Origin of the sequence: Pseudomonas weihenstephanensis (assembly GCF_016812185.1) — a bacterium.
Classification (GTDB): Bacteria; Pseudomonadota; Gammaproteobacteria; order Pseudomonadales; family Pseudomonadaceae; genus Aquipseudomonas; species Aquipseudomonas weihenstephanensis.
In genome coordinates this window covers 104,164-126,267 of sequence record NZ_JAAEBV010000009.1, presented here as the reverse complement: position 1 = coordinate 126,267, position 22,104 = coordinate 104,164, and the positions used below count along the sequence as shown (strand labels likewise).

The window sequence follows — 22,104 nt, the reverse complement described above, 5'->3', positions numbered from 1 at the left end:
GTTTTTTATGCCTTTAACCGATCAACACCGTTTCGGTATGCAATTGGCCCAAATGTCGCGGGGTTGGCGGGCTGAGCTGGATCGGCGCCTTGCTGGTTTGGGTTTGTCGCAGGCGCGGTGGCTGGTGTTGCTGCACCTGGCCCGTTTTGACGAGGCGCCCACTCAGCGCGAACTGGCACAAAGCGTCGGGGTAGAAGGGCCAACGCTTGCGCGTTTACTCGACAGCCTTGAGGCGCAGGGGTTGGTTCAGCGTCATGCGGTGGTTGAAGACCGCCGTGCGAAAAAAATCATCCTGAGTGAAACCGCGCGTCCATTGATCGCACAAATTGAAGCGATTGCCACGTCCCTGCGCCAGGAATTGTTTGTGGGCATTACCGAAGAAGAACAGCGCATCTGCATGCGCGTTCACAAGCGGATTCTGGACAACCTCGAAAAAAACTGAGGCTCCCTGTTTCGTAGGCGCTCGCGCAGGCTGCGCCTACTGTGGGAGGTCAGAATGTCTGGCCCAAATTCAGATACAGCGCCTTTTGATCATCATCGTTAAAGCCATAGCTGAAGTTGAGCGGGCCCAGGGGTGTGTCGAATCCAATGAAAATACTGGCCGCATTGATGTAGCCGCTGTCGAACTCGTTGTCGTTGTTCCAGGCGCGCCCGCGCTCAAGGGAGGCACCGGCATACAGCGGGAAGTCGAACGGCAAGTACGAGCGCGGGGTCAGGCGACGGTAATACACCGCGCGCATCAAACTGATGTTTTGCCCGGAGATGGCGTCTTGGCGGAACCCTGACAGTTGGCGCGCACCCCCCAGCAAGAAACTTGACGTCACGACCTCGGCCTTGTCCAGCGTACGGCCGTATCGCCCGCCTAAAATCCAGGTGTTTGGCCCGGCACTCAGCGCCTTGTCCAAGTGGAATTCCCATTGGCGGTAGCGATCATCAGAACCCAGCCCCGGCTCGAATTGCCGCACGCTGAGGCTGATGTCTTCACCTTCGTGGGGGAAATACACGTTATCCAGTGAGTCAAACGAGTACTTAATGTCATAAAAAGCCTCGTTGAAACTGGTGCTGGGCAAGTCGCGTTCGCCAATTCTGACGTCTGCCTTGCCCCATGCCTCGCCCACACCAAGACGAATCTCGCCGCTATTGCCGATCTGTCGGCCCAGGTTCAAGCCAAAGCCGTAGCGTTCCAGTCGATATTCGGCAATCGGGTCATTGTCGAGAATGGCTTCGACGTTCTGCGACTGAGCATGCAGGTAAGGCGCGATAAAGTAGCGCGAACCCGCGTCCAGCGGCTGATAGAACTCACTGTACAACTCTTGTTGATCGCCGATTTGCACCCGCGTCAGCCATTCTGCGCCCAGTGTATTAATGCCGTTGACCCGGTAACTGGCGCCGATGTTGAAAGCGCTGTCGCCGCGCATGTCGTCAGACAAGTTCAACCCAAGCCGCAGGTAATCGGTACCGCTGCGCTTGCCACGGGCACTGATCACCAGGGTTCGATCATTGCCTTTATGCACCACGCGGTATTGCACCTGCTCGAAGTAGTCCAGGCCGTACAGCGTGCCCATGTCGCGCTGCAAGCGTCCCAGGTCCAGCGGTTCACCCACCGGTTGGCGAATGTAATAGCGAATGACCGAGTCACCGATTTTTGAGTCGTTTTCAATTCTAATCGCCGTGATCACAGGGGTGCGCTCCTCGGGTGAGCGTGCTGCATTGAGCTGTGCATCTGACGGCTGGCGCAGGCTGCTCAAGCGATTGGCGAGGATCTGCGTGGCGCGGTAGCCTGCGTCGATGATTTCTTGCGAGCGGCCAAAGTCTGTGACGCCATAGCTGGCCAGCGCGGGCTGGATCAGCACGTCATCGGGCTTCAAGGAGGCCAGTTGCACTTCGGAGTTGCTGCGCGTCATGAGGGTGATGGACTGGTTGAGGATGTCGAACACGGTATTGAGCTGCTTGCGGCCGCGCAGCGGGGTGCCGATGTCGACCACAATGACCATGTCGACGCCCATTTCGCGGGCAACATCCACCGGAATGTTGTCGACCATGCCGCCGTCGACCAGCAACTGGCCGTTGATTTCCACGGGGGCAAATACGGCGGGGATCGACATGCTGGCGCGGATCACTTGCGGCAGATGGCCTTTGCGAAACACGACTTTTTCGCCGCTGACAATGTCGGTGGCTACTGCACGAAACGGGACCGGTAGCTTGTCGAAATCACGTACATCGCTGCTGTGCGCCAGCAGGCTTTCGAGCAACAACGACAGGTTTTGCCCCTGAATCACCCCCAATGGCAGGCCGAGGCTGCCGTCGTCGCGAAAGCTCAACTTTTGTTTGACCAGAAAATCACGGTCGTCCTGTTTACGCCTGAAGGGCACGTCTTCACGAGCAGGCGCATCGGACAACGCCTCTTGCCAATCGATGCCGAGGGCGAGTTTTTCCAGTTCGTCGATTTTGTAGCCCGAGGCATACAGCCCGCCAATCACCGCGCCCATGCTGGTGCCCGCGATGGCATCAATGTGAACGCCTTGCTCCTCCAATGCTTTGAGCACGCCGACGTGGGCCAGGCCGCGGGCAGCGCCACCCGACAGCACAAGGCCGATTTTTGGCTGCGGTGTTTGGGCTGCAAACAGCATCAGCGGGCACAGGCAAAGCAGTAGACAACAAAGCAGGCGGCGCATCTTGAATCTCTGGGCAAGCGACAAAGGCGGCTATTATAGCGGCGCCTTTCTCTTCAAGAGCTTTTGAAATCATGTCAGTCAGTAAGCCACACATTGTCATCACCTATTGCACCCAATGCCAGTGGCTGTTGCGCGCCGCCTGGCTGGCTCAGGAACTGCTCAGTACCTTCGCCGATGACCTGGGGCGCGTGGCGCTGGAGCCAGGAACAGGCGGGGTGTTTCGCATTACCTGTGACGAGGTGCAGATCTGGGAGCGTAAGGCCGATGGCAGCTTCCCGGAGGCCAAAGTGCTCAAGCAGCGCGTGCGTGACCAGATTGACCCCCAGCGCGACCTTGGGCATAACGACCGGGTTCAGTGAGCGGCGTCCAGCGCCGGTTTAACCGGTGAAGCGCCGCGGGCCATACGGCTTGAAGCCACAATCGCGACGATGATCAGCGCGCCGCCCAGCAGCATGCGCAGCGTCGGGGTTTCGTGAAACAACAGCCATGCCAGGGTGATGCCATACACCGGCTCCAGGGCGAAGACGACCGCCGCCGTGCGGGCTTTGATCACCGCGAGGCTGGCGACGAACAGGCTGTGCGCGACGCCTGTGCACAGCACGCCAAGCAGGCCGATCCAGACCCAATCGAGCGGGCGCACGCTGCTGATCTGCGGCGCTGCGAAGGGCAACAGGCACAGCGCAACCACAGCGTTTTGCCACATGGCAGCCTGCACGGCGGGGACTCGTCCTGCGTTGGCGCGGTTATTGAGAGACAACAGGGAAAAGCTCAGGCCACTGGCAATCGCCCACAGCAGCCCTTCGGTGGCCTGGCTCGCCAGATCAAAGGTGGGGGTGACCAGAATCAGGCCGACGCTGACGAGCACCACCAGCATGATTTCGTTGAGGCGGATGCGTTCCCGAAAGATCAGCCCTTCAAGCAGCACGGTAAACGCCGGAAAACTGGCAAAGCCCAGCGTTGCGATCGCCACGCCGGCGACTTTAACTGCGATGAAAAAGCTCACCCAATGCCCGGCCAGCAGCAAGCCGCTGACCAGCAGGCTGCGCACATCGCGCCGGGTCAACGCATGCCAGGGCGAACGGCGGGACACGGCGGCAAAGCAGGCGAGCGCAATGACCGCAAAACCTGCGCGGCCAAACACAATCACACTGGCTGAAGCTGCCGCGAGTTTGCCGAACACGCCGGTCAGGCCAAACAGTAAGGCGCCGATATGCAGGGCGCCCAAGGCGTTACGCGCAGTCATTGCAGTCCTTGGGGTGAGTCAGTCTGGCGTGCAGTCTAAGGCGTTCGGCGAGGCGCTGTCTGTCGCCAAACGGGCCTCAGTTGTCGCCAGACTCGCGGCGCAACACGCTGGGTGATGCACCGAACTCGCGCAACATGGCCGCCGAAAACGCGCTTTGCGAGGCGTAGCCAACGCGGCTGGCGATTTCGCCTACCGCGAGCGTGGTGTGACGCAACAGGTTCAAGGCGCTACGCAAACGGCGTTGGCGGATGTAGTCCATCGGCGTTTGGCCGCACTCGCTGAGAAAGCGACTGTGCAAGCGAGCGCAGGACAGGTCGGCAACGCGCGCCAGGTCGGCGACTTGCACAGGGTAGGCGGCGTGCTGGTCGATGTAGGTATCGAACTGAGGGAAGGGCAGGCGTTTACGCGGTACGGCTTGAGGGGTATTCAAACTGGCCAGCAGCAGGATTGCCCCTTGCTGATCGATCAGCGGATCGGTCGCCGGGCTGGCCGCGAGCCAATCGACCAACTGGTGCTGGCGCGGGTCGAGCCGATGCTGCCCGACGGTATTGAGCCATCGGCGGCTGTGCTCGGCGTGGGCGCCCAACGTTTGCCCCAACCAGTGTGCGCTCGGCACATCCAGCACCAGGCACTGGCTGCCCTGTGCGCTGGCGCAGGTATGGTGTGCGCCAGCGGGGATGACCATCAGTTGCTGTTGGCGCAACAGACTGGCGCGGCCTTCAACCTCGACGTCGAGCGAGCCGGATAAGTTGATCACCACCTGCGCGTGCTCATGGCTGTGAGCAATCACCTCATCACGGTAGTGGCGCAGCGAAAGGAGGTGGCTCATGGTGATGCCCTCACGTAGGCGCTGGCCAAGGCTGAGGCCTTTCGATTTGTACATAAAATCAAAAGCGCCCAGCCTTCGGCGGCGGCTACAGGTTTAGCCCGTGTGTATCTCAGTGCCGCCAGAATGCCGGGATACACAACACGAACACGGTAATAATTTCCAGCCGCCCCAGCAACATGCCCAGCGACAGGATCCACTTGGCAGCATCCGGCAGCGTCGAGAAGTTGCCGGAGGGGCCAATGGTTTCGCCCAATCCAGGTCCCACGCCCGACACGGTACTCGCCGCGCCGGTGAGGGCGGTCATCCAGTCCAGTCCCAGCAGCGACAACGCCAGCGCAATCACGCAAATGGTGATGGCGAAGAAGAACGAGAACGTCAGAATCGAGCGAACGATTTCTTCGTCAAGGCGATGGCCGTTGTACTTCTGCTTGATCACTGCCCGGGGGTGAATCAACTGGTTAAGGTTGGCCTTGAGCAGGATATAGGCGACCTGGAAGCGGAAGATTTTGATCCCGCCCGCTGTCGAGCCGGAGCAACCGCCAATAAAGCCCAGATAGAAAAACAGCATCAGTGAGAAGTTGCCCCAAAGGCTGTAATCCCCAAGGGCAAAACCGGTGGTAGTGACCACCGAGGTCACGTTCAGTGCGACATGGCGGAACGCATCCCACCACGCCATGTTGGTGGTCCACCACAGCCAGGCGCTGAGCACCAGCCAGGTCACCAGCAGCAGGCCGAGCAATCCTTGCACCTGCTGGTCTTTGATCAGCGCCTTGCGATGGCCGCGCAGGGTGGCCACGTACAGCGTAAAGGGCAGGCTGCCCATGATCATCACCGCGATGGCGACCCAGTGCACGGCCGGTTGCGACCACTTGGCCAGCGACTGGTCGGAGGTCGAGAACCCGCCCGTGGAGATGGCCGACATGGCGTGGTTGATGGCATCGAACACGCTCATGCCCGCCCACCAGAACGCCAGGCTGCCGAGGATGGTGATGCCGACATACGTCGCCACGATCAGGCGCGCCACCATGTGCGAGCGTGGCATGACTTTTTCGGAGCGGTCTGACGATTCGGTCTGGAACAGGCGCATGCCACCGATACGCAGCAAAGGCAAAATCGCCACCGCCATACCGATAAAGCCGATACCGCCGAGCCAGTGCAGCATGGAGCGCCACATCAAAATGCCGGGCGACATGGTGTCCAGCCCGCTCAAAACGGTGGAGCCGGTGGCGGTGATACCCGACATGCTTTCAAAAAAGGAGTCGGTGTAACTGATGTGTTGGGTGAGCAAAAACGGCAACGCGGCGAAAATACACACGATCACCCAGCTCGACACGGTCAGCAGGTACATGTCGCGTGGTCGCAGGTGCACTTGTTCCGGGCGACCGGGGAGCACCAGCGCAAGGCCCGCGACAAACGTGATCAGGCTGGCCCACAAAAAGGACGGCAGATCGCCCAGATGGTCGTAAATCACCAGCGTGAGCATGGGCACGGCCATGCTGATCGCCAACGTAATCAGGAAGATGCCGATTACAAAACCGATGATACGTAGGGTCGGCAACGCCATGAAGTCAGCTCGGGCATGAAAGAGGGGCGCCATTCTACCTGTGGGCCGGGGTATGTAAACCGCCAAGCCTTCGGCAGATACCGTTAGAATAGCCGCACATTTTCTTCAGGAGGTGGCCAATGGAGGCTCTCGACGCTTTGCTCAACCGTGTTTCTGCCCCGCGTCTGGTTGAACCGGCCCCCACGAGGGAGCAACGTGAAGTACTTTTTGCAGCCGCCCTGCGCGCGCCAGACCACGGGCAACTGCGGCCTTATCGTTTTTTGAGCATTGAAGGGCAGGCCCGCAACCAGTTGGGTGAAGTCCTCGCGCAGGCCGTGCAGGCCCAAGGCGGTGATGTCACCGAGGCCGCGCTGGACAAAGCCCGCGCCATGCCGTTGCGGGCGCCGTTGGTTGTGGTGGTGATTGCGCGTTTGCAGGAGCACTTCAAAGTGCCGAAATCCGAACAGCTCATTACGGCGGGTTGCGCAGCCCATGCCATTGAGCTGGCCGCGTATGCCCAAGGGATTGGCGCGGTGTGGCGCACCGGGGAGCTGTCCCATGCGCCACGGGTGACGGCCGCTCTGGGACTGCAAGCGGGTGAAGAGATTATTGCGTTCCTGTACTTGGGCACACCGCTCAAAGAAATGCGGGATGCGCCCAAAGTCGACAGCGCAGAGTTTGTACAGGTGTGGTCCGCCTGAGCCACGGCAGTCGGTCTCTGTGGGCGGTCAGGCATCGTGCAGGTAAATCCTCTTACACGGTGCACGGTGCTTTGCCCGCGTTAAAGATTGCCATCCGGGGTGAGAGGGAGTTCAAGCGCGGCAATAAAGCCACCGTCGGGATGGTTGGCCAGTGTCAATCGTCCGCCATGACGCTCTGCCGCGCGCCGCGCAATGGCCAGCCCCAGGCCGTGGCCCGCAGCCGTCTGGCCGGGCGCCCGGAAAAACGGTTCGCCTAACTGCGCCAAATGCTCCTCGGCCACACCCGGCCCGTGATCGCGCACGCTGAGGGTGATGTGCTCGCCTTCACGCTGTGCTGTGAGTTCAATCGGTTGACCCGGCGGGTTGAACCGTTGCGCGTTACGCAGCAGGTTGTCGACGGCGCGCTCAATCATGGTGGGCCAGCCACTGAGGGCCAGGCCCGGTTCTGCATTCAGCTGTACTGGCTGCTCGGGCGCGCTGAGTGAGGCGTCTTTTTGCAGGTTATTGAGCAGCGCATTGAGTTCAACGTGCTCGGCGCTCGCCTGGTCGGCATCGACCCGCGCCAGTGTCAGGATTTCACTGATCAAAGACTCCAATCGGTCACATTCACGGGTCAGGCGCGGCCAGAGCTTTTCACGCGCCTCGGGGCTGGCGCGTTCGGCCAGTGCCAGAGCGATGCGCAGACGGGCCAGGGGAGAACGCAGTTCGTGGGAGACATCGCGCAGCAACTGGCGTTGGCTGCTGATCAAGCTTTGCAAGCGCGCGCCCATGCGGTTGAAGTCAGTGGCCAGCACGCCAAATTCATCCCGTCGGGAGGCCAGTCGCGCCAAGCTGTTTTGTTGATAGGTGGTTTGCCCCAGATCATGCACGGCCACGCGCAAGCGGCTTAGCGGGCGGGTGATCGACAGCGTCACCAGCAAACTGAACAGCGTCAACACCACCAGCGCAATGCCCAGCGCACTCAGTGGCCAGATCAGGCTTTGTCGGTGCCAGGCGTCCAGCTCGGGGTGCGGGATGCGGTAAATCAGCAGGTAGGTGTCGGCCGTCTTGGGGCTGGTGTACTCCACGGTCAGGCGTCGCCACGGCAGCGTGTCTTGTCCTGGATGCTGGCGCGCCTCCCAGGCGGCAGCCCGGCGCGGAAAGGTGCCGCGCACCAGCGGGTCGCCACTTTCGTTAAGCACTTGCACGTCAATGTGGTAACGGCGTTTGCGCCGCTCCAGAAAATCTTGGGCAGCGTCCGCGCCCTGGGTTTCATAGCGTTCGGTCCATTGCTGGGCCAGGTTTGAAATACCCGGATGACGGCTCAGGATCCAGGCGTCCTGATTAAGCATGTGTCCGAGCAGTATCGATAGCCCTGCGACCAAGGCTATCGCCAGCCAAAAGCTGGCCAGAATGCGCCAAAACAGTGATCGCACGGCAAATCCTCACGCTAAATGGGCTCAAACGAGCAAAGCCCAACGGCTGGGGGGGCCGTTGGGCTGGGTGAATGTGCAGATTATTGCGCTTTTGGCGCCTGCTGTGCTTTCCAGTCTTTGAACTCTTTCCATTCAGCTTTACGTTCGGCGCGTTGTTTTTGCATCTCGTCGAAGCGTTTTTGCTGTTCTGGCTTGAGCAGCGCACGAATGTCTTTCTGGGTTTTTTCGTGCTTGGCGGCGATTTCGTCTTTCAACGCTTTTTGATCAGCCGCGGGCAGTTTTTGCAGGTACTTGTCGACCAGCTGCTTGCGCTCGTGCATTTGTTCGCCCATCAGCTTGCCGATTTGTTGGCGCTGCTCGCGGGTCAAGTCCAGTTGGCTGTAAGGCGCGTCGCCGCGACCATGGTGCTCACCGCCGTGACGTGGACCCATTGGGCCATCGCCACCGGGCATGGCCATTGCGACGGTTGGCAGAGCAGCAGCAAACATCAAAGCAATAAGAGTCTTACGCATGGTGTGTCTCCTTGTAGTACGTTCCGGTGAATCCGGATGCGCCCAGTTTAGGGAGATCAAGGTCAAGCGCTGTCAATCAAGCGTAAAGCTTAGGTAAAGAGGGGAGTGGCGCGGCTTTACACAGGCGGCGTCCCTTCAGGCGCTGTAGAAGTAGCCACGGCTGCGCAGTGCAACGATGCGCGGACGGCCATCGGGGTGCGGGCCGATCTTTTTGCGCAGGTTGCTGACGTGCATGTCCAGGCTGCGGTCGTACAACGTCAACTTGCGGCCCAGGGCCAGTTGCGCCAGCGCCTGTTTGTCCAGTGGCTCGCCGGGTTGACGCAGCAAGGCGTCGAGGATGCGGCTTTCGGACACGGTCAGGGTGATGTCGTGCTCATTGATGGTGGCCACACCGCGCATCGGGCTGAAACACAGGTCGCCCAATTCGATCTGGCTGGAGGTGGCGGGCGGATGGCTGCGGCGCAGCACAGCGCGCAGGCGGGCGGTCAGCTCGCGGGGGTCGCAGGGCTTGGCCAGGTAATCGTCGGCGCCCAGTTCCAGCCCCAGAATGCGGTCCAGCGGCTCACCCCTGGCCGAGAGCATCAGCACCGGCAAGTCGGGGTGATCGCTGCGCAACTGCTTGAGCAGTTCCAGGCCGCTGCCATCGGGCAGCATCACGTCCAGCACTACAGCGTCAGGGCTGGACTCGGCCAGCGCGTTGCGGGCGCTCACGCCGTCGTAGCACGCACGCACCTGGAAACCTTCCTGGCTCAGCCAACTGCTCAGGAGTTCACATAACTCCTGGTCATCATCTATCAGTAACAGGTCGCTCATGACTCACTCTATTTATAGCCATTGCCGACGCTGTTTACGTCCGCCGCTGGCGAAGATACCGCAGAGTAGGGCCAATAGGGCAACTGCGCCACCAATCACAAACCACTGTTGTGAGTCGGTCAGCAGGTGAAAGCCGGGGTTGGACTGCGCTTTGTCGAGCTGTTGCTTGAGGCGCAGGTTCTCTTGACGCAGTTGGCTCAACTGGCTGCTTTCGCGGGTGGCGTCGGCGTCTTTCAGGGCTTGGCTCAGTTCGCCGCGCAGGCGTTCACTCTCGCCAAGGCGTTGTTGCAAGTCCGTAATGCGCGCACCGGCGCTCAGTGACAATGGCACTGAGTTATCAGAGGAAGGAGCGTCTTCAGCGTGGGCGAGAGAGCCCAGCGATAACATGATTAACAGCAGACACAACAAACCTTGACGCATCGCAACTCCTCATTCCTGATGGGATTCGCAGAGGTTGTCGGCCGCTAAACCAGAATAATGAGCCATGCAGCGACGCGACGAACCCGATGAGCGGTTCCGTCGCGCAGCGAGGCTTTAAGGCAGGACTTGCTTGAACGGTTTGACCATGACATTTGCGTACACGCCAGCAGCGACGTACGGGTCCTCATCGGCCCAGCGTTGAGCATCGGCCAGCGAGTCAAACTCGGCGACGATCAGGCTGCCGGTGAAACCGGCTGCGCCCGGATCATTGCTGTCGATGGCCGGGTGCGGGCCGGCCAGCACCACGCGGCCTTCCTGTTTGAGTTGCTGCAAACGCTCAAGGTGTGCCGGGCGAGCAGCCAGGCGGGCTTCAAGCGAGTGGGCGACGTCAGTGGCAATGATTGCGTAGAGCATGTCAGTCCTCGGTTTTGGAGGTTGGAGTGTCGGAATCATGCAAGTGGCGCGACAGGTAAATGCCTTGGCCTACCAGAAACAGAACAGTCAGGCCCAGGCTGCCGAATACCTTGAAGTCGACCCAGATGCTTTGAAAGGTGAACGCAACAAACAGGTTGGCTGCCCCGCAGAACAAAAAGAAGGCGATCCAGGCCAGGTTCAGGCGCGTCCAGACCGCGTCAGGCAGGGTCAGTGCGTGGCCCATGACACGTTTGATCAGCAGCTTGTCACCGATAAAGTGGCTACCGGCAAACACCAGCGCAAATAGCCAGTTCACCACCGGCGCTTTCCATTTGAGGAAGGTTTCGCTGTGGAACGCCAGGGTCAGGCTGCCGAACACAATGCAGGCAATCAGGGTCAGCCATTGGCTCTTTTCAAGTTTGCGTTGCTTGAAAAACAGAATGCCGTAGACCACCACAGAACTGAGGATCAGCATCGCCGTAGCGCTGAAAATCCCGCCGAAGGTCAGGCTATGGCCTGCGATTTCGACGATGCGGGGTTCGATTTTGTAGACGATGAAAAACAGTAACAGCGGGATGAAGTCGATGAATTGTTTCACAGTGGCAGCCAGAAGCAGGATGTGGCGGCATAATAACAAACATCAATGACAGCGAAAGCGTCAGCTAGAGGTTATTAAATCCCCGTGGAAATTGACTTGCATTGCCATAGCACCGCTTCCGATGGCGCTTTGGCGCCAGCGGTACTGGTAGCGCGTGCGTTCGAGAAAGGTGTGCGAGTCCTGGCCCTGACCGATCACGACACAATTGAAGGCCTGGAAGAAGCCCGCTCGGCGGCGCAGTCGCTGAACATGCAACTGGTCAACGGCATCGAACTCTCCTGCACTTGGGGTGGCGCGACCATTCATGTGCTCGGTTACGGTTTCGACACCCAGGCCCCTGCACTGGTCGGTGCCATCGCCGCACTGCACGATGGCCGCTGGCTGCGTGCCGAAGAAATCAGCCGCAAGCTGGCGCTCAAGGGCATGCCGGGCGCGCTTGAAGGTGCGCGGGCAATTCAGCAAGCGCTGGGTGACAGTGGTAATGCGCCAGCGCGGCCGCACTTTGCGGATTTTTTGGTCGGTGCCGGTTACGTCAAGGATCGCGCCGAAGCGTTCCGCAAGTGGCTGGGCGCCGGAAAATTGGGCGACGTCAAACAGCATTGGCCCACCCTGGAAGACACCGTCGCCACGTTGCGTGCAGCAGGTGCCTGGGTCAGCCTGGCGCATCCATCGCATTACGATTTCACCCGCAGCAAGCGCCGACGCCTGATTGGCGACTATATTCAAGCGGGGGGGCACGCGATTGAGGTAGTCAATGGTTATCAGCCTGCAGAACAAGTAGGCGGCCTGGCGATTCTGGCGCGTGAGTTTGGTTTGCTGGTGACTGCCGGCAGTGACTTTCATGGCCCTGGCGGCTGGTCCGAGATTGGTGAGTACCGAGCGATCCCGGACGATCTGCCGCCATTGTGGCGTCGGTTCAAATTAGATCCGCCCATCGCCAACGTCTGAACAGGTAAATAACGTGAGTCAATTTTTTCAGATTCATCCGCAAAACCCGCAACCGCGTCTGATCAAACAAGCGGTTGAGATCATCAGAAAAGGCGGGGTGGTGATCTACCCCACCGACTCGTCTTACGCCGTCGGTTGCCAGATGGGCGATAAGAGCGCGATCGACAAGATCAAGCGCTTGCGTAATCTGGACGACAAACACAATTTCACCCTGATGTGCAGCGACCTGTCGCAGTTAGGGCTGTTCGCCAAGGTCGACACCGGCACCTTTCGCTTGCTCAAAGCGCATACGCCGGGGCCGTACACCTTCATTCTCAATGCCACCCGCGAAGTGCCGCGCCTGCTGCTGCACCCCAAGCGCCGCACCATCGGCATGCGTGTGCCTCAGCACCCTCTGGCGCTCGCACTGTTGGCTGAACTCGGTGAGCCGCTGATGAGCGTGACCCTGATCCTGCCGGGCGAAAGCGAACCGCTTGAAGACCCGTACGCGATTCGCGATGCGCTGGAAAAACAGGTCGACCTGATCATTGATGGCGGTGATGGTGGGCGCAAGGCCAGCACTGTGATCAACCTGACGGGTGATGAGCCTGAAGTCGTACGTGTGGGCTGTGGTGATCCGACGCCCTTTATGGTCGAGGCCTGATGTCTGACGTAGAAGTGATTGACGCTGTAGACCCGCAGGCCGGTGCCCAGCAAGAACTGCCGTTTGCGATGGTGTATGGCCAGGCCGTCATCGAAATGCCGCAAGACCTGTACATCCCGCCGGATGCGCTGGAGGTATTTCTCGATGCGTTCGAAGGCCCGCTCGACTTGCTGCTGTACCTGATTCGCAAACAAAATATCGACATTCTTGACATCCCGGTGGCTGAAATTACCCGCCAATACATGGGTTATGTCGAGTTGATGAAGACGGTGCGCCTTGAATTGGCGGCCGAGTATCTGGTGATGGCGGCCATGCTGGCCGAGATCAAGTCGCGCATGCTGCTGCCGCGCTCGGTCGAGATCGAAGAAGACGAAGGCGATCCGCGTGCTGAACTGATTCGCCGCTTGCAGCAGTACGAGCGGTTCAAGGCGGCGGCTGAAGGCATCGACGGCCTCGAACGGGTCGGACGTGACGTGTTCGTGCCCAAGCTGGACGCTCCCCAGGCCCGTGCGCGCAAATTGGTGCCGGATGTGGCGTTGGAAGAGTTGCTGATGTCGATGGCCGAAGTGCTGCGTCGCTCTGACATGTTCGAAAGTCACCAGGTCAGCCGCGAAGCGCTGTCCACCCGTGAGCGCATGAGTGATGTGCTGGAACGCCTCAAAGGCGGCGGTTTTGTACCCTTTAGTGAGCTGTTTACCGCAGAAGAGGGGCGTTTGGGGGTGGTGGTAACCTTTATGGCCATCCTTGAGCTGGTCAAGGAGTCCTTGATCGAGTTGGTACAGAACGAGCCCTACGCGGCGATCCATGTGCGGGCGCGAGCCGAATAAAGAGCTGAAACCATGAATTTGACCGATCCCCGTGAGCTGGCCACGTTGCTTGAGGCCTTTCTGTTGGCCTCGGGAAAGCCGCAAAGCCTTGAACGGTTGTTTGAACTGTTTGAAGAGGGCGAACGCCCGCAGCCTCCGGTGTTCAAGAAGGCCCTGGAGTTGCTGCGCAAATCCTGCGAGGGCCGTTCGTTTGAACTCAAAGAAGTCGCCTCTGGCTATCGCCTGCAAATTCGCGACGCGTTTTCGCCGTGGGTGGGGCGTTTGTGGGAAGAGCGCCCGCAGCGTTACTCGCGGGCAATGCTCGAAACCATGGCGCTGATTGCTTATCGTCAGCCCATTACCCGGGGCGAAATTGAAGATGTGCGCGGTGTGGCGGTCAACAGCCATATTGTTAAAACCCTGCTGGAGCGCGAGTGGATTCGCATCGTCGGCTATCGCGAAGTGCCAGGGCGACCCGCAATGTTTGCCACCACCAAAGGTTTTCTCGATCACTTCAACCTCAAAAACCTCGACGACCTGCCGCCGCTTGCTGAACTGCGCGAGCTTGAGCCCGATCCGATTCTCGACTTCGACGATGCCCCGGTGCCTGATCACATTCAGGCGCTGGCGGATGAAAGCGCCGAGCCTGAGGAGCCGAAAGACGAAACCAGCTTCCGTAGCTTGCTCACGGAACTGGACTCGATGGAAGAAGGTCTTAAAACCGACTTCGATGATTTGCTGCGTGAAGACTTGGTTAAAGAGGCGCCCGCGTCTGAGGTGCCGGCGACCGATGCCGAACAGGCACGTAGCCAACTGCTGGCAGCCGTGGCGGCGCTTGAGCTGGCGCCTGCCATGAGCGATGAAGAGTTGGAAGCGCAAGCCCTGGCTGACGCCATCGAGCAAGAGCGACTTGAGCGCGAAGACTGACGTTGCCCACAGGCGCTGGCGCAGCCTGCGCCAGCGCCTACGGTATTTGCGTATTTTTCTGGAGGTCTCAAAGCATGAGTGCCCTCAAAGATCCCTGTATTGGCGTGTGTAAATTTGCCGATGACGTTTGCCTCGGCTGCGGACGTTCCAAGCGCGAAATCAAGGCCTGGAAGACACTCGACAAAGGTGAAAAGCGTGCGGTACTGGCGCAAGCTGACTTGCGTTTGCTGACACTTGGCGCCACCGGTCGGCGGAAAAAGAAGTAAGCCTGGCAGAACACGACTCGCCTTTGATGCGAAATGCGCAACATCAGCGTATGATTCGCGACCCTTTGCGGCGCAACTGCGTCACAAGGCCCATTTTTAACAGCTCAGGCGCTCGCCTGAATTGACACACCGGGAGGTGCCCAGATGAAAGATCTAGACCCTAAAGACAGCCAGGAAATTGGCCCAGCAGGCGAGAAACTGCAAAAAGTACTCGCCCGCATTGGCGTTGGCTCGCGTCGCGACGTAGAAAGTTGGATCAGCCAAGGCCGCATCAAGGTCAATGGCAAGGATGCAACCCTGGGTCTGCGCGTTGACCTGCACGACGCCATCTCCATTGATGGCAAGGTGATCAAGCGCGAAGAGGCCGCCGAATCGGTGCGCCGCGTGATCATGTACAACAAGCCTGACGGCGAAATCTGCACCCGTGACGACCCGGAAGGCCGTCCAACCGTATTCGACAAGTTGCCGCGCCCTAAAGAAGGTCGCTGGATCAACATCGGTCGTCTCGACATCAACACCACCGGCTTGCTGATGTTCACCACTGACGGTGAGCTGGCGAACCGTCTGATGCACCCCTCCTACGAAATGGACCGTGAATACGCGGTACGTGTACGTGGCGAAGTGGATGACGAGATGATCGAGCGCCTCAAGGCGGGCGTGGTGCTGGAAGATGGCCCAGCGCGTTTCACCGACATCAAACAGGCGCCGGGCGGCGAAGGCTTTAACCATTGGTACCACTGTGTCGTGATGGAAGGCCGTAACCGTGAAGTACGTCGCTTGTGGGAATCTCAGGGTTTGGTGGTCAGCCGTCTGAAGCGCGTGCGTTTCGGCCCGGTGTTCCTCAACTCTGACCTGCCGATGGGTCGCTGGCGTGAAATGGGTCAGTACGAGGTGGACATTCTCAGCGCTGAAGTCGGCCTCACGCCGGTTGCCATGCCCGAGATGAATGCCAAGAACAAAGACAAGCTTGAGCGTTTGCAGCGTAAGTCCTCGCGCCCTGTGGCCCGTGCCGACCGTGTTGCACGCACTGTGCGTCCGGCCGAGGGTGCGCCATTGGCACCGCGTCCAGCGCGCCAGCCGCACATCGAAGGTGAGCGTCCAGCACGTCCGGCGCGTGATGAAGCCGCGCGCCCGGCACGCAAGCCAGCGGGCCGTACTGACCGTGTGCCAGCAGGTCGTGGTGCACCGGTTGCCGAGCGTCCAAGCGAAATGAACAAGCGCCCGGGCAAGCCGACGCGTCAAGGCCCCAAGCTGGTTGACGATGCACCGTCCGGCAAGCGCCGCGGCGCACCGGCCGGTTCCGGTCAGCGTCCAGGCTTCGGTCGTCGCAAGCCGCAGTAAGCGTGTAGCGCGGTAAACAAAACGCCAACCCTCGGGTTGGCGTTTTTTTATGCGTGTAAAACCTGATGGCGTCGTCAGCGCAGCCTGCGCACCTTGTCAGGGGCTACAGATACTCATTCAAAATCAAAGGATTAGGGCTGCGACAATCAGTCGCCCGCGTGCATGCAGTGTTTAGGGTGGAAATAATTCTTTACGATTAGTCAATAAATCGTGACGAATACTGCCTCTTTTACCCCTTGGAGCGAGGAAAGCACGGTTGTGTATAGAAAGTTTTCCGCGTTTTACAGATTTGTGACGTTTACGGGCCGAACTGCGGCTTGTTTCGTCTTGCTATCGGCTGTGTGATGGGATCTTGCCTACGAGCGGGTGTACAATGCGCGGCGTTTTAACTGTGACTCAATGGCGTAACCGCGCTTTTTGCGCCGCTCGGCGATGTGCTGATTGGCCAAAACCTCAAGGCTAACCCGCCTTGTTAACTCCGCAATGCCATAAGCCTTGCGGGTTCGATTCCGTCACAGATAAAAACAAACAGGTGACGCATGACTCGTGAAACAACCATGGATTCCTGGCGTCTGCGCTGGGGTTTGATTTGTGTTGTAGACCCTTCGATCACTGCCGGTGCTCAAGCGAAAACGCACTGAATGCCATCAAACCTTGTGTGGAACCCTTTTTAATGAGTGGACAAACCTCGCATTCGGGCGAGCTTAAACGCGGCCTGAAAAATCGCCATATCCAGCTGATTGCCCTGGGTGGCGCGATCGGTACTGGCTTGTTCCTCGGCTCGGCCGGGGTACTGAAATCTGCCGGCCCGTCGATGATTCTGGGCTATGCAATCTGCGGCTTCATTGCCTTTATGATCATGCGCCAGCTCGGCGAAATGATCGTTGAAGAGCCGGTAGCCGGCTCCTTCAGCCACTTCGCGCACAAATACTGGGGCGGCTTTGCCGGCTTCATGTCGGGCTGGAACTGTTGGGTGCTGTACATCCTGGTCGGCATGTCGGAACTGACGGCCGTGGGTAAATACGTGCACTACTGGTGGCCCGAGATCCCGACCTGGGCGTCGGCGGCGGCGTTCTTCGTGCTGATCAACGTAATCAACCTGACCAACGTCAAAGTGTTTGGCGAGGCCGAGTTCTGGTTCGCGATCATTAAAGTGGTGGCCATCGTGGGCATGATCGCCCTGGGCAGCTACTTGCTGGTCAGCGGCAGTGGCGGCCCGCAAGCATCGGTCAGTAACCTGTGGGAGCACGGGGGCTTCTTCCCGCATGGCATTACCGGCCTGGTGATGGCAATGGCCTTCATCATGTTCTCGTTTGGCGGTCTGGAGATGCTCGGTTTCACCGCAGCAGAAGCCGACAAGCCGCGCACGGTGATCCCTAAAGCGATCAATCAGGTGATCTACCGCATCCTGATTTTCTACATCGGCGCTCTGGTGGTGCTGTTGTCCCTGACGCCGTGGGATGCGTTGCTCGAAACGCTCAACGCCGGTGGCGACAGCTACAGCAGCAGCCCGTTTGTGCAGGTGTTCTCCATGCTGGGCAGCAACACTGCTGCGCACATCCTCAACTTTGTGGTCTTGACCGCGGCATTGTCGGTGTACAACAGCGGCACCTACTGCAACAGCCGCATGTTGCTGGGCATGGCGCAGCAGGGCGATGCTCCCAAAGTGCTGGCCAAAATCGACACGCGCGGCGTGCCGGTAAACTCGATCCTGGCCTCGGCCGCGGTGACGGTGATTGCTGTGCTGCTCAACTATTTGATGCCGCACGACGCGCTGGAACTGTTGATGTCGCTGGTGGTGGCCACCTTGGTGATCAACTGGGCGATGATCAGCTTCTCGCACTTCAAGTTCCGTCAGCACATGGACAAAACCGCACAAACCCCGCTGTTCAAAGCGTTGTGGTACCCGTACGGCAACTACATCTGTCTGGCGTTTGTGGCGTTCATTCTGGTCATCATGCTGATGATCCCGGGCATTCGCGTGTCGGTGTACGCGATTCCGGTGTGGGTGGCCTTCATGTGGGTGTGCTTCTTGATCAAGGGCAGGCGCGAAGCGCACGCTTCGACCGCAGCTTACGGCTCGGCCGGCAAGTAAGCGTTACCCTGACTAACAACCAACCCGGCCATGGCGCCGGGTTTGTTGTTTGTGGGGTATCCTGCACGCCCTGAAAACGGACCCTTTTGTAATGCTGGTGATTTCCAACAACGTGCACATCCCCGACGCCGAGATCGAACTCACGGCGATTCGCGCCCAAGGCGCGGGCGGTCAGAACGTCAACAAAGTCTCAAGCGCCATGCACTTGCGCTTTGACATCCCCAACTCGTCGTTGCCGCCGTTTTACAAAGAGCGGCTGCTGGCGCTGCGTGACAGTCGCATTACCAGTGATGGCGTATTGATCATCAAGGCGCAGCAATACCGCACCCAGGAGCAGAACCGCGCCGATGCGCTGGAGCGTTTGCTGGCGTTGATTGTGAGCGCGACAAAGGTCGAGAAAAAGCGCCGTCCCACCAAGCCGACGCTGGGGTCAAAAAAACGTCGGCTCGAATCCAAAACCAAGCGCGGCAACATCAAGGCAGGGCGCGGCAAAGTGGATTTTTGATCCCGTTGCCGGGGTCGACGTAGAGACCCTAGGTTGCGCGGGCCTGGCGGTAGAGGTACACGCTCAGCATCAGCCCGCTAAACGCGGCCAGTGCGGCGAACAAGAAGATCGAGGCAAAACCAAAGCCTGCCGCCACGGCGCCCACCAGTGGCCCGGTGATACCCAGCGATAAATCGATAAACAACGAATACGCCCCCACGGCGGCCCCGCGGCTTGAGGCAGGCACCAGATTCACCGCTTCAACCCCCAGCGCCGGGAAGACCAGCGAGAAGCCAAATCCGCTCAGCGCCGCACCGGCCAGCGCCAGTTGCGGGTTGGGTGCCAGCCATAACCCCAGCAGCCCCACGGTTTCGACGCTCAAGCAGGCAATTGCAACACGGAAGCCGCCGATGCGATTTATCAGGTTGCCGAACAGCAACCGCGCACCGATAAAACTGGCGCCGAACAGGCTGAGGCACAGCACGGCGTTTTCCCAATGCTGGGTAGCGTAGTACAGGGTGATGAACGTGGCGATGGTGCCAAACCCGATAGAACCCAGCGCCAGCCCGGTGCCGTGGGGCAGGACGCGGCCCAGAACATGCAAAAACGGCAGGCGCACGCCACTGACGATCGGCGCCGCCAGCTTGGGCCACGCCAACAATAAGCCCAGCACCGCCAGCGCAATGATGCTGGCACCCATGCTCCACATGCCCCAGTGGTTGACCATCAGCACGCCCAGCGGAGCGCCGATGGCGATTGCCCCGTAACTGGCGATGCCGTTCCACGAGATCACTTTGGCGGTGTTGTTCGCGCCTACGCGGCCGATGCCCCAGCCAATTGAGCCTGAGCCGACCAGGCTTTCGGCGCTGCCCAGCACCAGTCGCCCGAGCAGCAGGCTGGCAAGGCTCAGGGCGGGCATCGCCGACAGCCAACTGGAGAGCAGCATAAATACGCCGCTCAGACCGCAGCCGGCCAGGCCGTACATGACCGCGCGTTTGCTGCCCAAGTTGTCGATGATGCGACTTGCGTACGGGCGACTCAGCAGCGTGGCCAGGTATTGCACGCTGATCACCAGCCCGGCGATGACGGTGCCGTAACCCAGGTGGTTGTGAACGTAGCCGGGTAATACCGCCAGCGCAATGCCGATGTTCAGATAGCCAATGAAGGTAAACAGCACGATGGACATCACTTGCAGCGTGATTGCCAGGGGGTGTTGTGTTTCAGGCATGGGCGCAGGTCCTGCGGATTAAAGCGGTGCAACCAGGCGGGTTGCAATCAGGGCGGCCAGGGCGTTTTCCTGGGTGCCGAAACGCTGGAGCAGGGTGGCTTGTTTTTCGGGGGTCAGGCGCTCCCACAGCTCGATCATTTTTTCGGCTGTGCCGATCAGTACGCTGGCTTGGGTGTCGCTGAAAGAATCAGTCACGCGGGAATCCGGGGTTGAGAACGGTGCGGCGATTGTGTCAGGCGGTATGAAAAGCTGAAAGCTTTTCGCACCGCCTGAGTGCGAACCGTCAGTCTTCGCTGTCGGCCTTGAGGCTTTCAGGGGCCTCGTCCAGTGCGGGGTTTTCGCCACTGGTGTGTTGCGGGGTCGGCTGCTGAGTTTCATGCAGGCTTGGGAAGGGGAGGTTTGGGATTTCGTGCATCGTCGCGCTCCTCGCAAGGTGTGTTTTTAAATCGCTGGGTACATCGGCGCTTTTAAAAAGCTTGGGCAGGATACATGACCGGGTGTGACAATTTGTCTTTTTTTACGTCTGGCGGGGCTTTGTGGCGAACTTTTCATGTTGCTGTTGTCGTGCAAGCAGGCGCGAGCAAGCCCGCGCCTGGCGTTGCCACCGTTAGTGCGTACACACCTGCGCAATCGCCTTGGCCAGCAGGCTCAGGCGGGTGCCGTCGACGCCTGCCATGTTGGCGCGGCCTGAGCCGACCATGTACACGCTATGTTTCTCGCGCAGCAATTGCACTTGTTCGGCGTTGAGGCCGGTGTAGGAGAACATCCCGCGCTGTTGGTTGATGTGGGCAAAGTGTTCGGCCAGACCAAACGGCGTCAGCGCTTCGACCAAACCGCTGCGCAGTTGCGCGATACGGCTGCGCATGGCTTCCACTTCGCCGGCCCACAACGTCTTGAGTTGCTCATCACCCAGGATGGTCGCCACCACAGCCGCGCCGTGGTCCGGCGGATTGGACCACAGGTTACGGGCCAGATAGGCCAGTTGGCTGCGGATGTCCGTCAGTTTTTCGGCGTCGCTCGCGCACACGATCAACGCCCCGACACGTTCGCGGTACAGACCGAAGTTCTTTGAGCAGGAGCTGGTGATCAGCAGTTCGGGCAGTTCGCTGGCAAACAGGCGCGTAGACCACGCATCCTGCTCCAGGCCGTCACCAAATCCCTGGTAGGCAAAGTCGATCAGCGGCAACAGCTCGCGGCGCTTGACCACATCCAGCACCTGGTGCCAGTCCTCCTGTGACAAGTCAAACCCGGTCGGGTTATGACAGCAGGCATGCAGCAGCACCACATCGCCTTTGGGGGCTTGTTCCAGGGCCGCCAGCATCGCGGCGACGTTGAGCGTGTTGTCGCTGCCCACGTACGGGTAGTGGCTGATCTTCAAACCGGCTGCCGCGAAAATGGTTTCGTGGATCGGCCAGGTAGGATCGCTCAGCCAAATGCCGCGCCCCGGCAGGCACTGTGCAATAAAGTCGGCACTTAAGCGCAAGGCACCTGTGCCGCCGGGCGTCTGTGTAGCGCCCGCACGTTTGTCGGCCAGCAAGGGCGACGCCTCACCCAGCACCAGTTCGCTGATCAGTTGCCCAAAACGGCTGTCGCCATGACCGCCGATGTAGGTTTTGGTCTGCTGCTGCTCAACCAGGCGCTGTTCGGCCTGTTTGACCGATTGCAGGATCGGCGTCAGGCCCTTGGCGTCCTTATAGACGCCCACGCCCAGGTCGAATTTGTTCGGGTTGGTGTCCTGATTGTAGGCGTCCATCAGGCCCAGAATCGGGTCGCCCGGCACCCGGCCAATGGCCGCGAAGTGCTTCACTTGCGACCTTCGGCGGTTTTGGCTACGTCGTCAGTGCGCGCGGCCATGATGAAGTCATTGCGATGCAGGCCCTTGATGGAGTGGCTCCACCAGGTAACGGTCACTTTGCCCCACTCGGTGAGCAAGCCCGGGTGATGGCCTTCGGCTTCAGCGATCTCGCCAACGGCGTTGGTGAACGCCAGTGCAAATTTGAAGTTTTTGAACAAAAAGACCTTTTCCAGCTGCATCACGCCGTCGCGCACTTCGATGTTCCAGTCCGGGATCTGTTTGATCAGCACCGGCAGTTCTTCGTCGCTGACCTGGGGGGCATCGGCGCGGCAGGCTTCGCAGTGGGCTTGGTTCAGTGCGTTCATGGTGTGTTCCTGAAGTCAGTTTTTCTTATGGGTACAAAAGAAA

Annotated in this window: 26 protein-coding genes; 11 read left to right on the top strand and 15 right to left on the bottom strand. The window is 59.7% G+C overall.

Features of this window, described 5'->3' with window-relative positions:
* Window positions 1–7: 7 nt before the first annotated feature.
* On the top strand, window positions 8–442 hold the full coding sequence (locus GYN01_RS21540; RefSeq protein ID WP_048366196.1) for a MarR family transcriptional regulator: 435 nt from the start codon (window positions 8–10) through the stop codon (window positions 440–442).
* A gap of 49 nt (window positions 443–491) precedes the next feature.
* Here the strand turns inward: GYN01_RS21540 and GYN01_RS21535 are convergent, their stop codons facing one another.
* Window positions 492–2,675, bottom strand: coding sequence for a patatin-like phospholipase family protein (locus GYN01_RS21535; protein ID WP_048402386.1), 2,184 nt, complete (start codon window positions 2,673–2,675; stop codon window positions 492–494).
* A 71-nt stretch (window positions 2,676–2,746) separates the two neighbouring features.
* Here GYN01_RS21535 and GYN01_RS21530 point away from each other — a divergent pair, with 71 nt between their 5' ends.
* The gene (locus tag GYN01_RS21530; RefSeq protein WP_203307759.1) at window positions 2,747–3,034 is read left to right on the top strand and encodes an Rdx family protein; all 288 of its coding nucleotides are present in this window, start codon (window positions 2,747–2,749) and stop codon (window positions 3,032–3,034) included.
* Here GYN01_RS21530 and GYN01_RS21525 read toward each other — a convergent pair.
* From GYN01_RS21525 to GYN01_RS21515, 3 genes are all read right to left on the bottom strand, one after another.
* Window positions 3,028–3,918: a DMT family transporter gene (locus GYN01_RS21525; protein WP_203307758.1), complete on the bottom strand. Its 891-nt coding sequence runs from the start codon at window positions 3,916–3,918 to the stop codon at window positions 3,028–3,030. The genes GYN01_RS21530 and GYN01_RS21525 overlap by 7 nt on opposite strands.
* A gap of 76 nt (window positions 3,919–3,994) precedes the next feature.
* Window positions 3,995–4,747: a helix-turn-helix transcriptional regulator gene (locus GYN01_RS21520; protein WP_203307757.1), complete on the bottom strand. Its 753-nt coding sequence runs from the start codon at window positions 4,745–4,747 to the stop codon at window positions 3,995–3,997.
* A 109-nt stretch (window positions 4,748–4,856) separates the two neighbouring features.
* Window positions 4,857–6,311, bottom strand: a complete 1,455-nt coding sequence (locus tag GYN01_RS21515) for a TrkH family potassium uptake protein (RefSeq protein ID WP_048366201.1) — start codon at window positions 6,309–6,311, stop codon at window positions 4,857–4,859.
* A 119-nt stretch (window positions 6,312–6,430) separates the two neighbouring features.
* On the opposite strand from GYN01_RS21515, the gene GYN01_RS21510 reads away from it, so the two are divergent.
* Entirely contained in the window at window positions 6,431–6,991 is a 561-nt protein-coding gene (locus GYN01_RS21510; protein WP_048366202.1) for an NAD(P)H nitroreductase, read from the top strand.
* Window positions 6,992–7,071: 80 nt separating this feature from the next.
* Here GYN01_RS21510 and GYN01_RS21505 read toward each other — a convergent pair whose 3' ends face one another.
* The 6 genes from GYN01_RS21505 to GYN01_RS21480 form a co-directional block, all read right to left on the bottom strand.
* Window positions 7,072–8,406 carry an ATP-binding protein gene (locus GYN01_RS21505; protein ID WP_203307756.1) on the bottom strand — a complete coding sequence of 445 codons (1,335 nt, stop codon included), beginning with the start codon at window positions 8,404–8,406 and terminating at the stop codon, window positions 7,072–7,074.
* A gap of 80 nt (window positions 8,407–8,486) precedes the next feature.
* Window positions 8,487–8,918, bottom strand: coding sequence for a Spy/CpxP family protein refolding chaperone (locus tag GYN01_RS21500; RefSeq protein WP_059763054.1), 432 nt, complete (start codon window positions 8,916–8,918; stop codon window positions 8,487–8,489).
* A gap of 135 nt (window positions 8,919–9,053) precedes the next feature.
* Window positions 9,054–9,731, bottom strand: coding sequence for a response regulator transcription factor (locus GYN01_RS21495; RefSeq protein WP_048366205.1), 678 nt, complete (start codon window positions 9,729–9,731; stop codon window positions 9,054–9,056).
* A gap of 12 nt (window positions 9,732–9,743) precedes the next feature.
* Entirely contained in the window at window positions 9,744–10,151 is a 408-nt protein-coding gene (locus GYN01_RS21490) for an SH3 domain-containing protein (RefSeq protein ID WP_048366206.1), read from the bottom strand.
* 114 nt (window positions 10,152–10,265) lie between these two features.
* Window positions 10,266–10,565, bottom strand: coding sequence for a YciI family protein (locus GYN01_RS21485; RefSeq protein WP_048366207.1), 300 nt, complete (start codon window positions 10,563–10,565; stop codon window positions 10,266–10,268).
* A 1-nt stretch (window position 10,566) separates the two neighbouring features.
* A complete protein-coding gene (locus GYN01_RS21480) occupies window positions 10,567–11,163 on the bottom strand; it encodes a septation protein A (protein ID WP_048366208.1) in 597 nt (198 codons plus the stop codon).
* 84 nt (window positions 11,164–11,247) lie between these two features.
* Between GYN01_RS21480 and GYN01_RS21475 the strand changes: the two genes are divergently transcribed.
* From GYN01_RS21475 to arfB, 8 genes are all read left to right on the top strand, one after another.
* Window positions 11,248–12,111: a PHP domain-containing protein gene (locus GYN01_RS21475; protein ID WP_048402390.1), complete on the top strand. Its 864-nt coding sequence runs from the start codon at window positions 11,248–11,250 to the stop codon at window positions 12,109–12,111.
* Window positions 12,112–12,124: 13 nt separating this feature from the next.
* On the top strand, window positions 12,125–12,754 hold the full coding sequence (locus tag GYN01_RS21470) for an L-threonylcarbamoyladenylate synthase (protein ID WP_048402391.1): 630 nt from the start codon (window positions 12,125–12,127) through the stop codon (window positions 12,752–12,754).
* 128 nt (window positions 12,755–12,882) lie between these two features.
* Window positions 12,883–13,581, top strand: coding sequence for a segregation and condensation protein A (locus GYN01_RS21465; protein ID WP_165599927.1), 699 nt, complete (start codon window positions 12,883–12,885; stop codon window positions 13,579–13,581).
* Window positions 13,582–13,593: 12 nt separating this feature from the next.
* Window positions 13,594–14,487 (top strand): SMC-Scp complex subunit ScpB, encoded by an 894-nt coding sequence (scpB, locus tag GYN01_RS21460; protein WP_048402392.1) that lies wholly within the window; start codon window positions 13,594–13,596, stop codon window positions 14,485–14,487.
* Window positions 14,488–14,561: 74 nt separating this feature from the next.
* Entirely contained in the window at window positions 14,562–14,753 is a 192-nt protein-coding gene (locus GYN01_RS21455; RefSeq protein WP_048402393.1) for a DUF1289 domain-containing protein, read from the top strand.
* Window positions 14,754–14,897: 144 nt separating this feature from the next.
* Window positions 14,898–16,094, top strand: coding sequence for a 23S rRNA pseudouridine(2605) synthase RluB (gene rluB / locus GYN01_RS21450; protein WP_048366214.1), 1,197 nt, complete (start codon window positions 14,898–14,900; stop codon window positions 16,092–16,094).
* Between the two features lie 673 nt (window positions 16,095–16,767).
* The gene (locus tag GYN01_RS21445; protein ID WP_048366215.1) at window positions 16,768–18,189 is read left to right on the top strand and encodes an amino acid permease; all 1,422 of its coding nucleotides are present in this window, start codon (window positions 16,768–16,770) and stop codon (window positions 18,187–18,189) included.
* Between the two features lie 91 nt (window positions 18,190–18,280).
* The gene (gene arfB / locus GYN01_RS21440; RefSeq protein ID WP_048366216.1) at window positions 18,281–18,694 is read left to right on the top strand and encodes an alternative ribosome rescue aminoacyl-tRNA hydrolase ArfB; all 414 of its coding nucleotides are present in this window, start codon (window positions 18,281–18,283) and stop codon (window positions 18,692–18,694) included.
* A 28-nt stretch (window positions 18,695–18,722) separates the two neighbouring features.
* On the opposite strand, the gene GYN01_RS21435 is transcribed toward arfB, so the two are convergent.
* The 5 genes from GYN01_RS21435 to GYN01_RS21420 all read right to left on the bottom strand — a co-directional run bounded on the left by GYN01_RS21435 (window position 18,723) and on the right by GYN01_RS21420 (window position 22,061).
* A complete protein-coding gene (locus GYN01_RS21435) occupies window positions 18,723–19,901 on the bottom strand; it encodes an MFS transporter (RefSeq protein WP_203307755.1) in 1,179 nt (392 codons plus the stop codon).
* An 18-nt stretch (window positions 19,902–19,919) separates the two neighbouring features.
* The gene (locus tag GYN01_RS21430; protein ID WP_087148781.1) at window positions 19,920–20,096 is read right to left on the bottom strand and encodes a hypothetical protein; all 177 of its coding nucleotides are present in this window, start codon (window positions 20,094–20,096) and stop codon (window positions 19,920–19,922) included.
* A gap of 88 nt (window positions 20,097–20,184) precedes the next feature.
* Window positions 20,185–20,316 carry a hypothetical protein gene (locus GYN01_RS22525; RefSeq protein ID WP_255163946.1) on the bottom strand — a complete coding sequence of 44 codons (132 nt, stop codon included), beginning with the start codon at window positions 20,314–20,316 and terminating at the stop codon, window positions 20,185–20,187.
* Between the two features lie 192 nt (window positions 20,317–20,508).
* Entirely contained in the window at window positions 20,509–21,708 is a 1,200-nt protein-coding gene (locus tag GYN01_RS21425) for an amino acid aminotransferase (protein WP_165599925.1), read from the bottom strand.
* A complete protein-coding gene (locus GYN01_RS21420; RefSeq protein ID WP_048366218.1) occupies window positions 21,705–22,061 on the bottom strand; it encodes a 4a-hydroxytetrahydrobiopterin dehydratase in 357 nt (118 codons plus the stop codon). The genes GYN01_RS21425 and GYN01_RS21420 overlap by 4 nt, the downstream gene beginning before the upstream one ends.
* Window positions 22,062–22,104: the final 43 nt, after the last annotated feature.

Coding starts and splice junctions, on each gene's coding strand:
- GYN01_RS21540 (WP_048366196.1), top strand. CDS start 8: ATGCCTTTAACCGATCAACACCGTTTCGGTATGCAATTGGCCCAAATG.
- GYN01_RS21535 (WP_048402386.1), bottom strand. CDS start 2,675: ATGCGCCGCCTGCTTTGTTGTCTACTGCTTTGCCTGTGCCCGCTGATG.
- GYN01_RS21530 (WP_203307759.1), top strand. CDS start 2,747: ATGTCAGTCAGTAAGCCACACATTGTCATCACCTATTGCACCCAATGC.
- GYN01_RS21525 (WP_203307758.1), bottom strand. CDS start 3,918: ATGACTGCGCGTAACGCCTTGGGCGCCCTGCATATCGGCGCCTTACTG.
- GYN01_RS21520 (WP_203307757.1), bottom strand. CDS start 4,747: ATGAGCCACCTCCTTTCGCTGCGCCACTACCGTGATGAGGTGATTGCT.
- GYN01_RS21515 (WP_048366201.1), bottom strand. CDS start 6,311: ATGGCGTTGCCGACCCTACGTATCATCGGTTTTGTAATCGGCATCTTC.
- GYN01_RS21510 (WP_048366202.1), top strand. CDS start 6,431: ATGGAGGCTCTCGACGCTTTGCTCAACCGTGTTTCTGCCCCGCGTCTG.
- GYN01_RS21500 (WP_059763054.1), bottom strand. CDS start 8,918: ATGCGTAAGACTCTTATTGCTTTGATGTTTGCTGCTGCTCTGCCAACC.
- GYN01_RS21495 (WP_048366205.1), bottom strand. CDS start 9,731: ATGAGCGACCTGTTACTGATAGATGATGACCAGGAGTTATGTGAACTC.
- GYN01_RS21490 (WP_048366206.1), bottom strand. CDS start 10,151: ATGCGTCAAGGTTTGTTGTGTCTGCTGTTAATCATGTTATCGCTGGGC.
- GYN01_RS21485 (WP_048366207.1), bottom strand. CDS start 10,565: ATGCTCTACGCAATCATTGCCACTGACGTCGCCCACTCGCTTGAAGCC.
- scpB (WP_048402392.1), top strand. CDS start 13,594: ATGAATTTGACCGATCCCCGTGAGCTGGCCACGTTGCTTGAGGCCTTT.
- GYN01_RS21455 (WP_048402393.1), top strand. CDS start 14,562: ATGAGTGCCCTCAAAGATCCCTGTATTGGCGTGTGTAAATTTGCCGAT.
- rluB (WP_048366214.1), top strand. CDS start 14,898: ATGAAAGATCTAGACCCTAAAGACAGCCAGGAAATTGGCCCAGCAGGC.
- GYN01_RS21445 (WP_048366215.1), top strand. CDS start 16,768: ATGAGTGGACAAACCTCGCATTCGGGCGAGCTTAAACGCGGCCTGAAA.
- arfB (WP_048366216.1), top strand. CDS start 18,281: ATGCTGGTGATTTCCAACAACGTGCACATCCCCGACGCCGAGATCGAA.
- GYN01_RS21435 (WP_203307755.1), bottom strand. CDS start 19,901: ATGCCTGAAACACAACACCCCCTGGCAATCACGCTGCAAGTGATGTCC.
- GYN01_RS22525 (WP_255163946.1), bottom strand. CDS start 20,316: ATGCACGAAATCCCAAACCTCCCCTTCCCAAGCCTGCATGAAACTCAG.
- GYN01_RS21420 (WP_048366218.1), bottom strand. CDS start 22,061: ATGAACGCACTGAACCAAGCCCACTGCGAAGCCTGCCGCGCCGATGCC.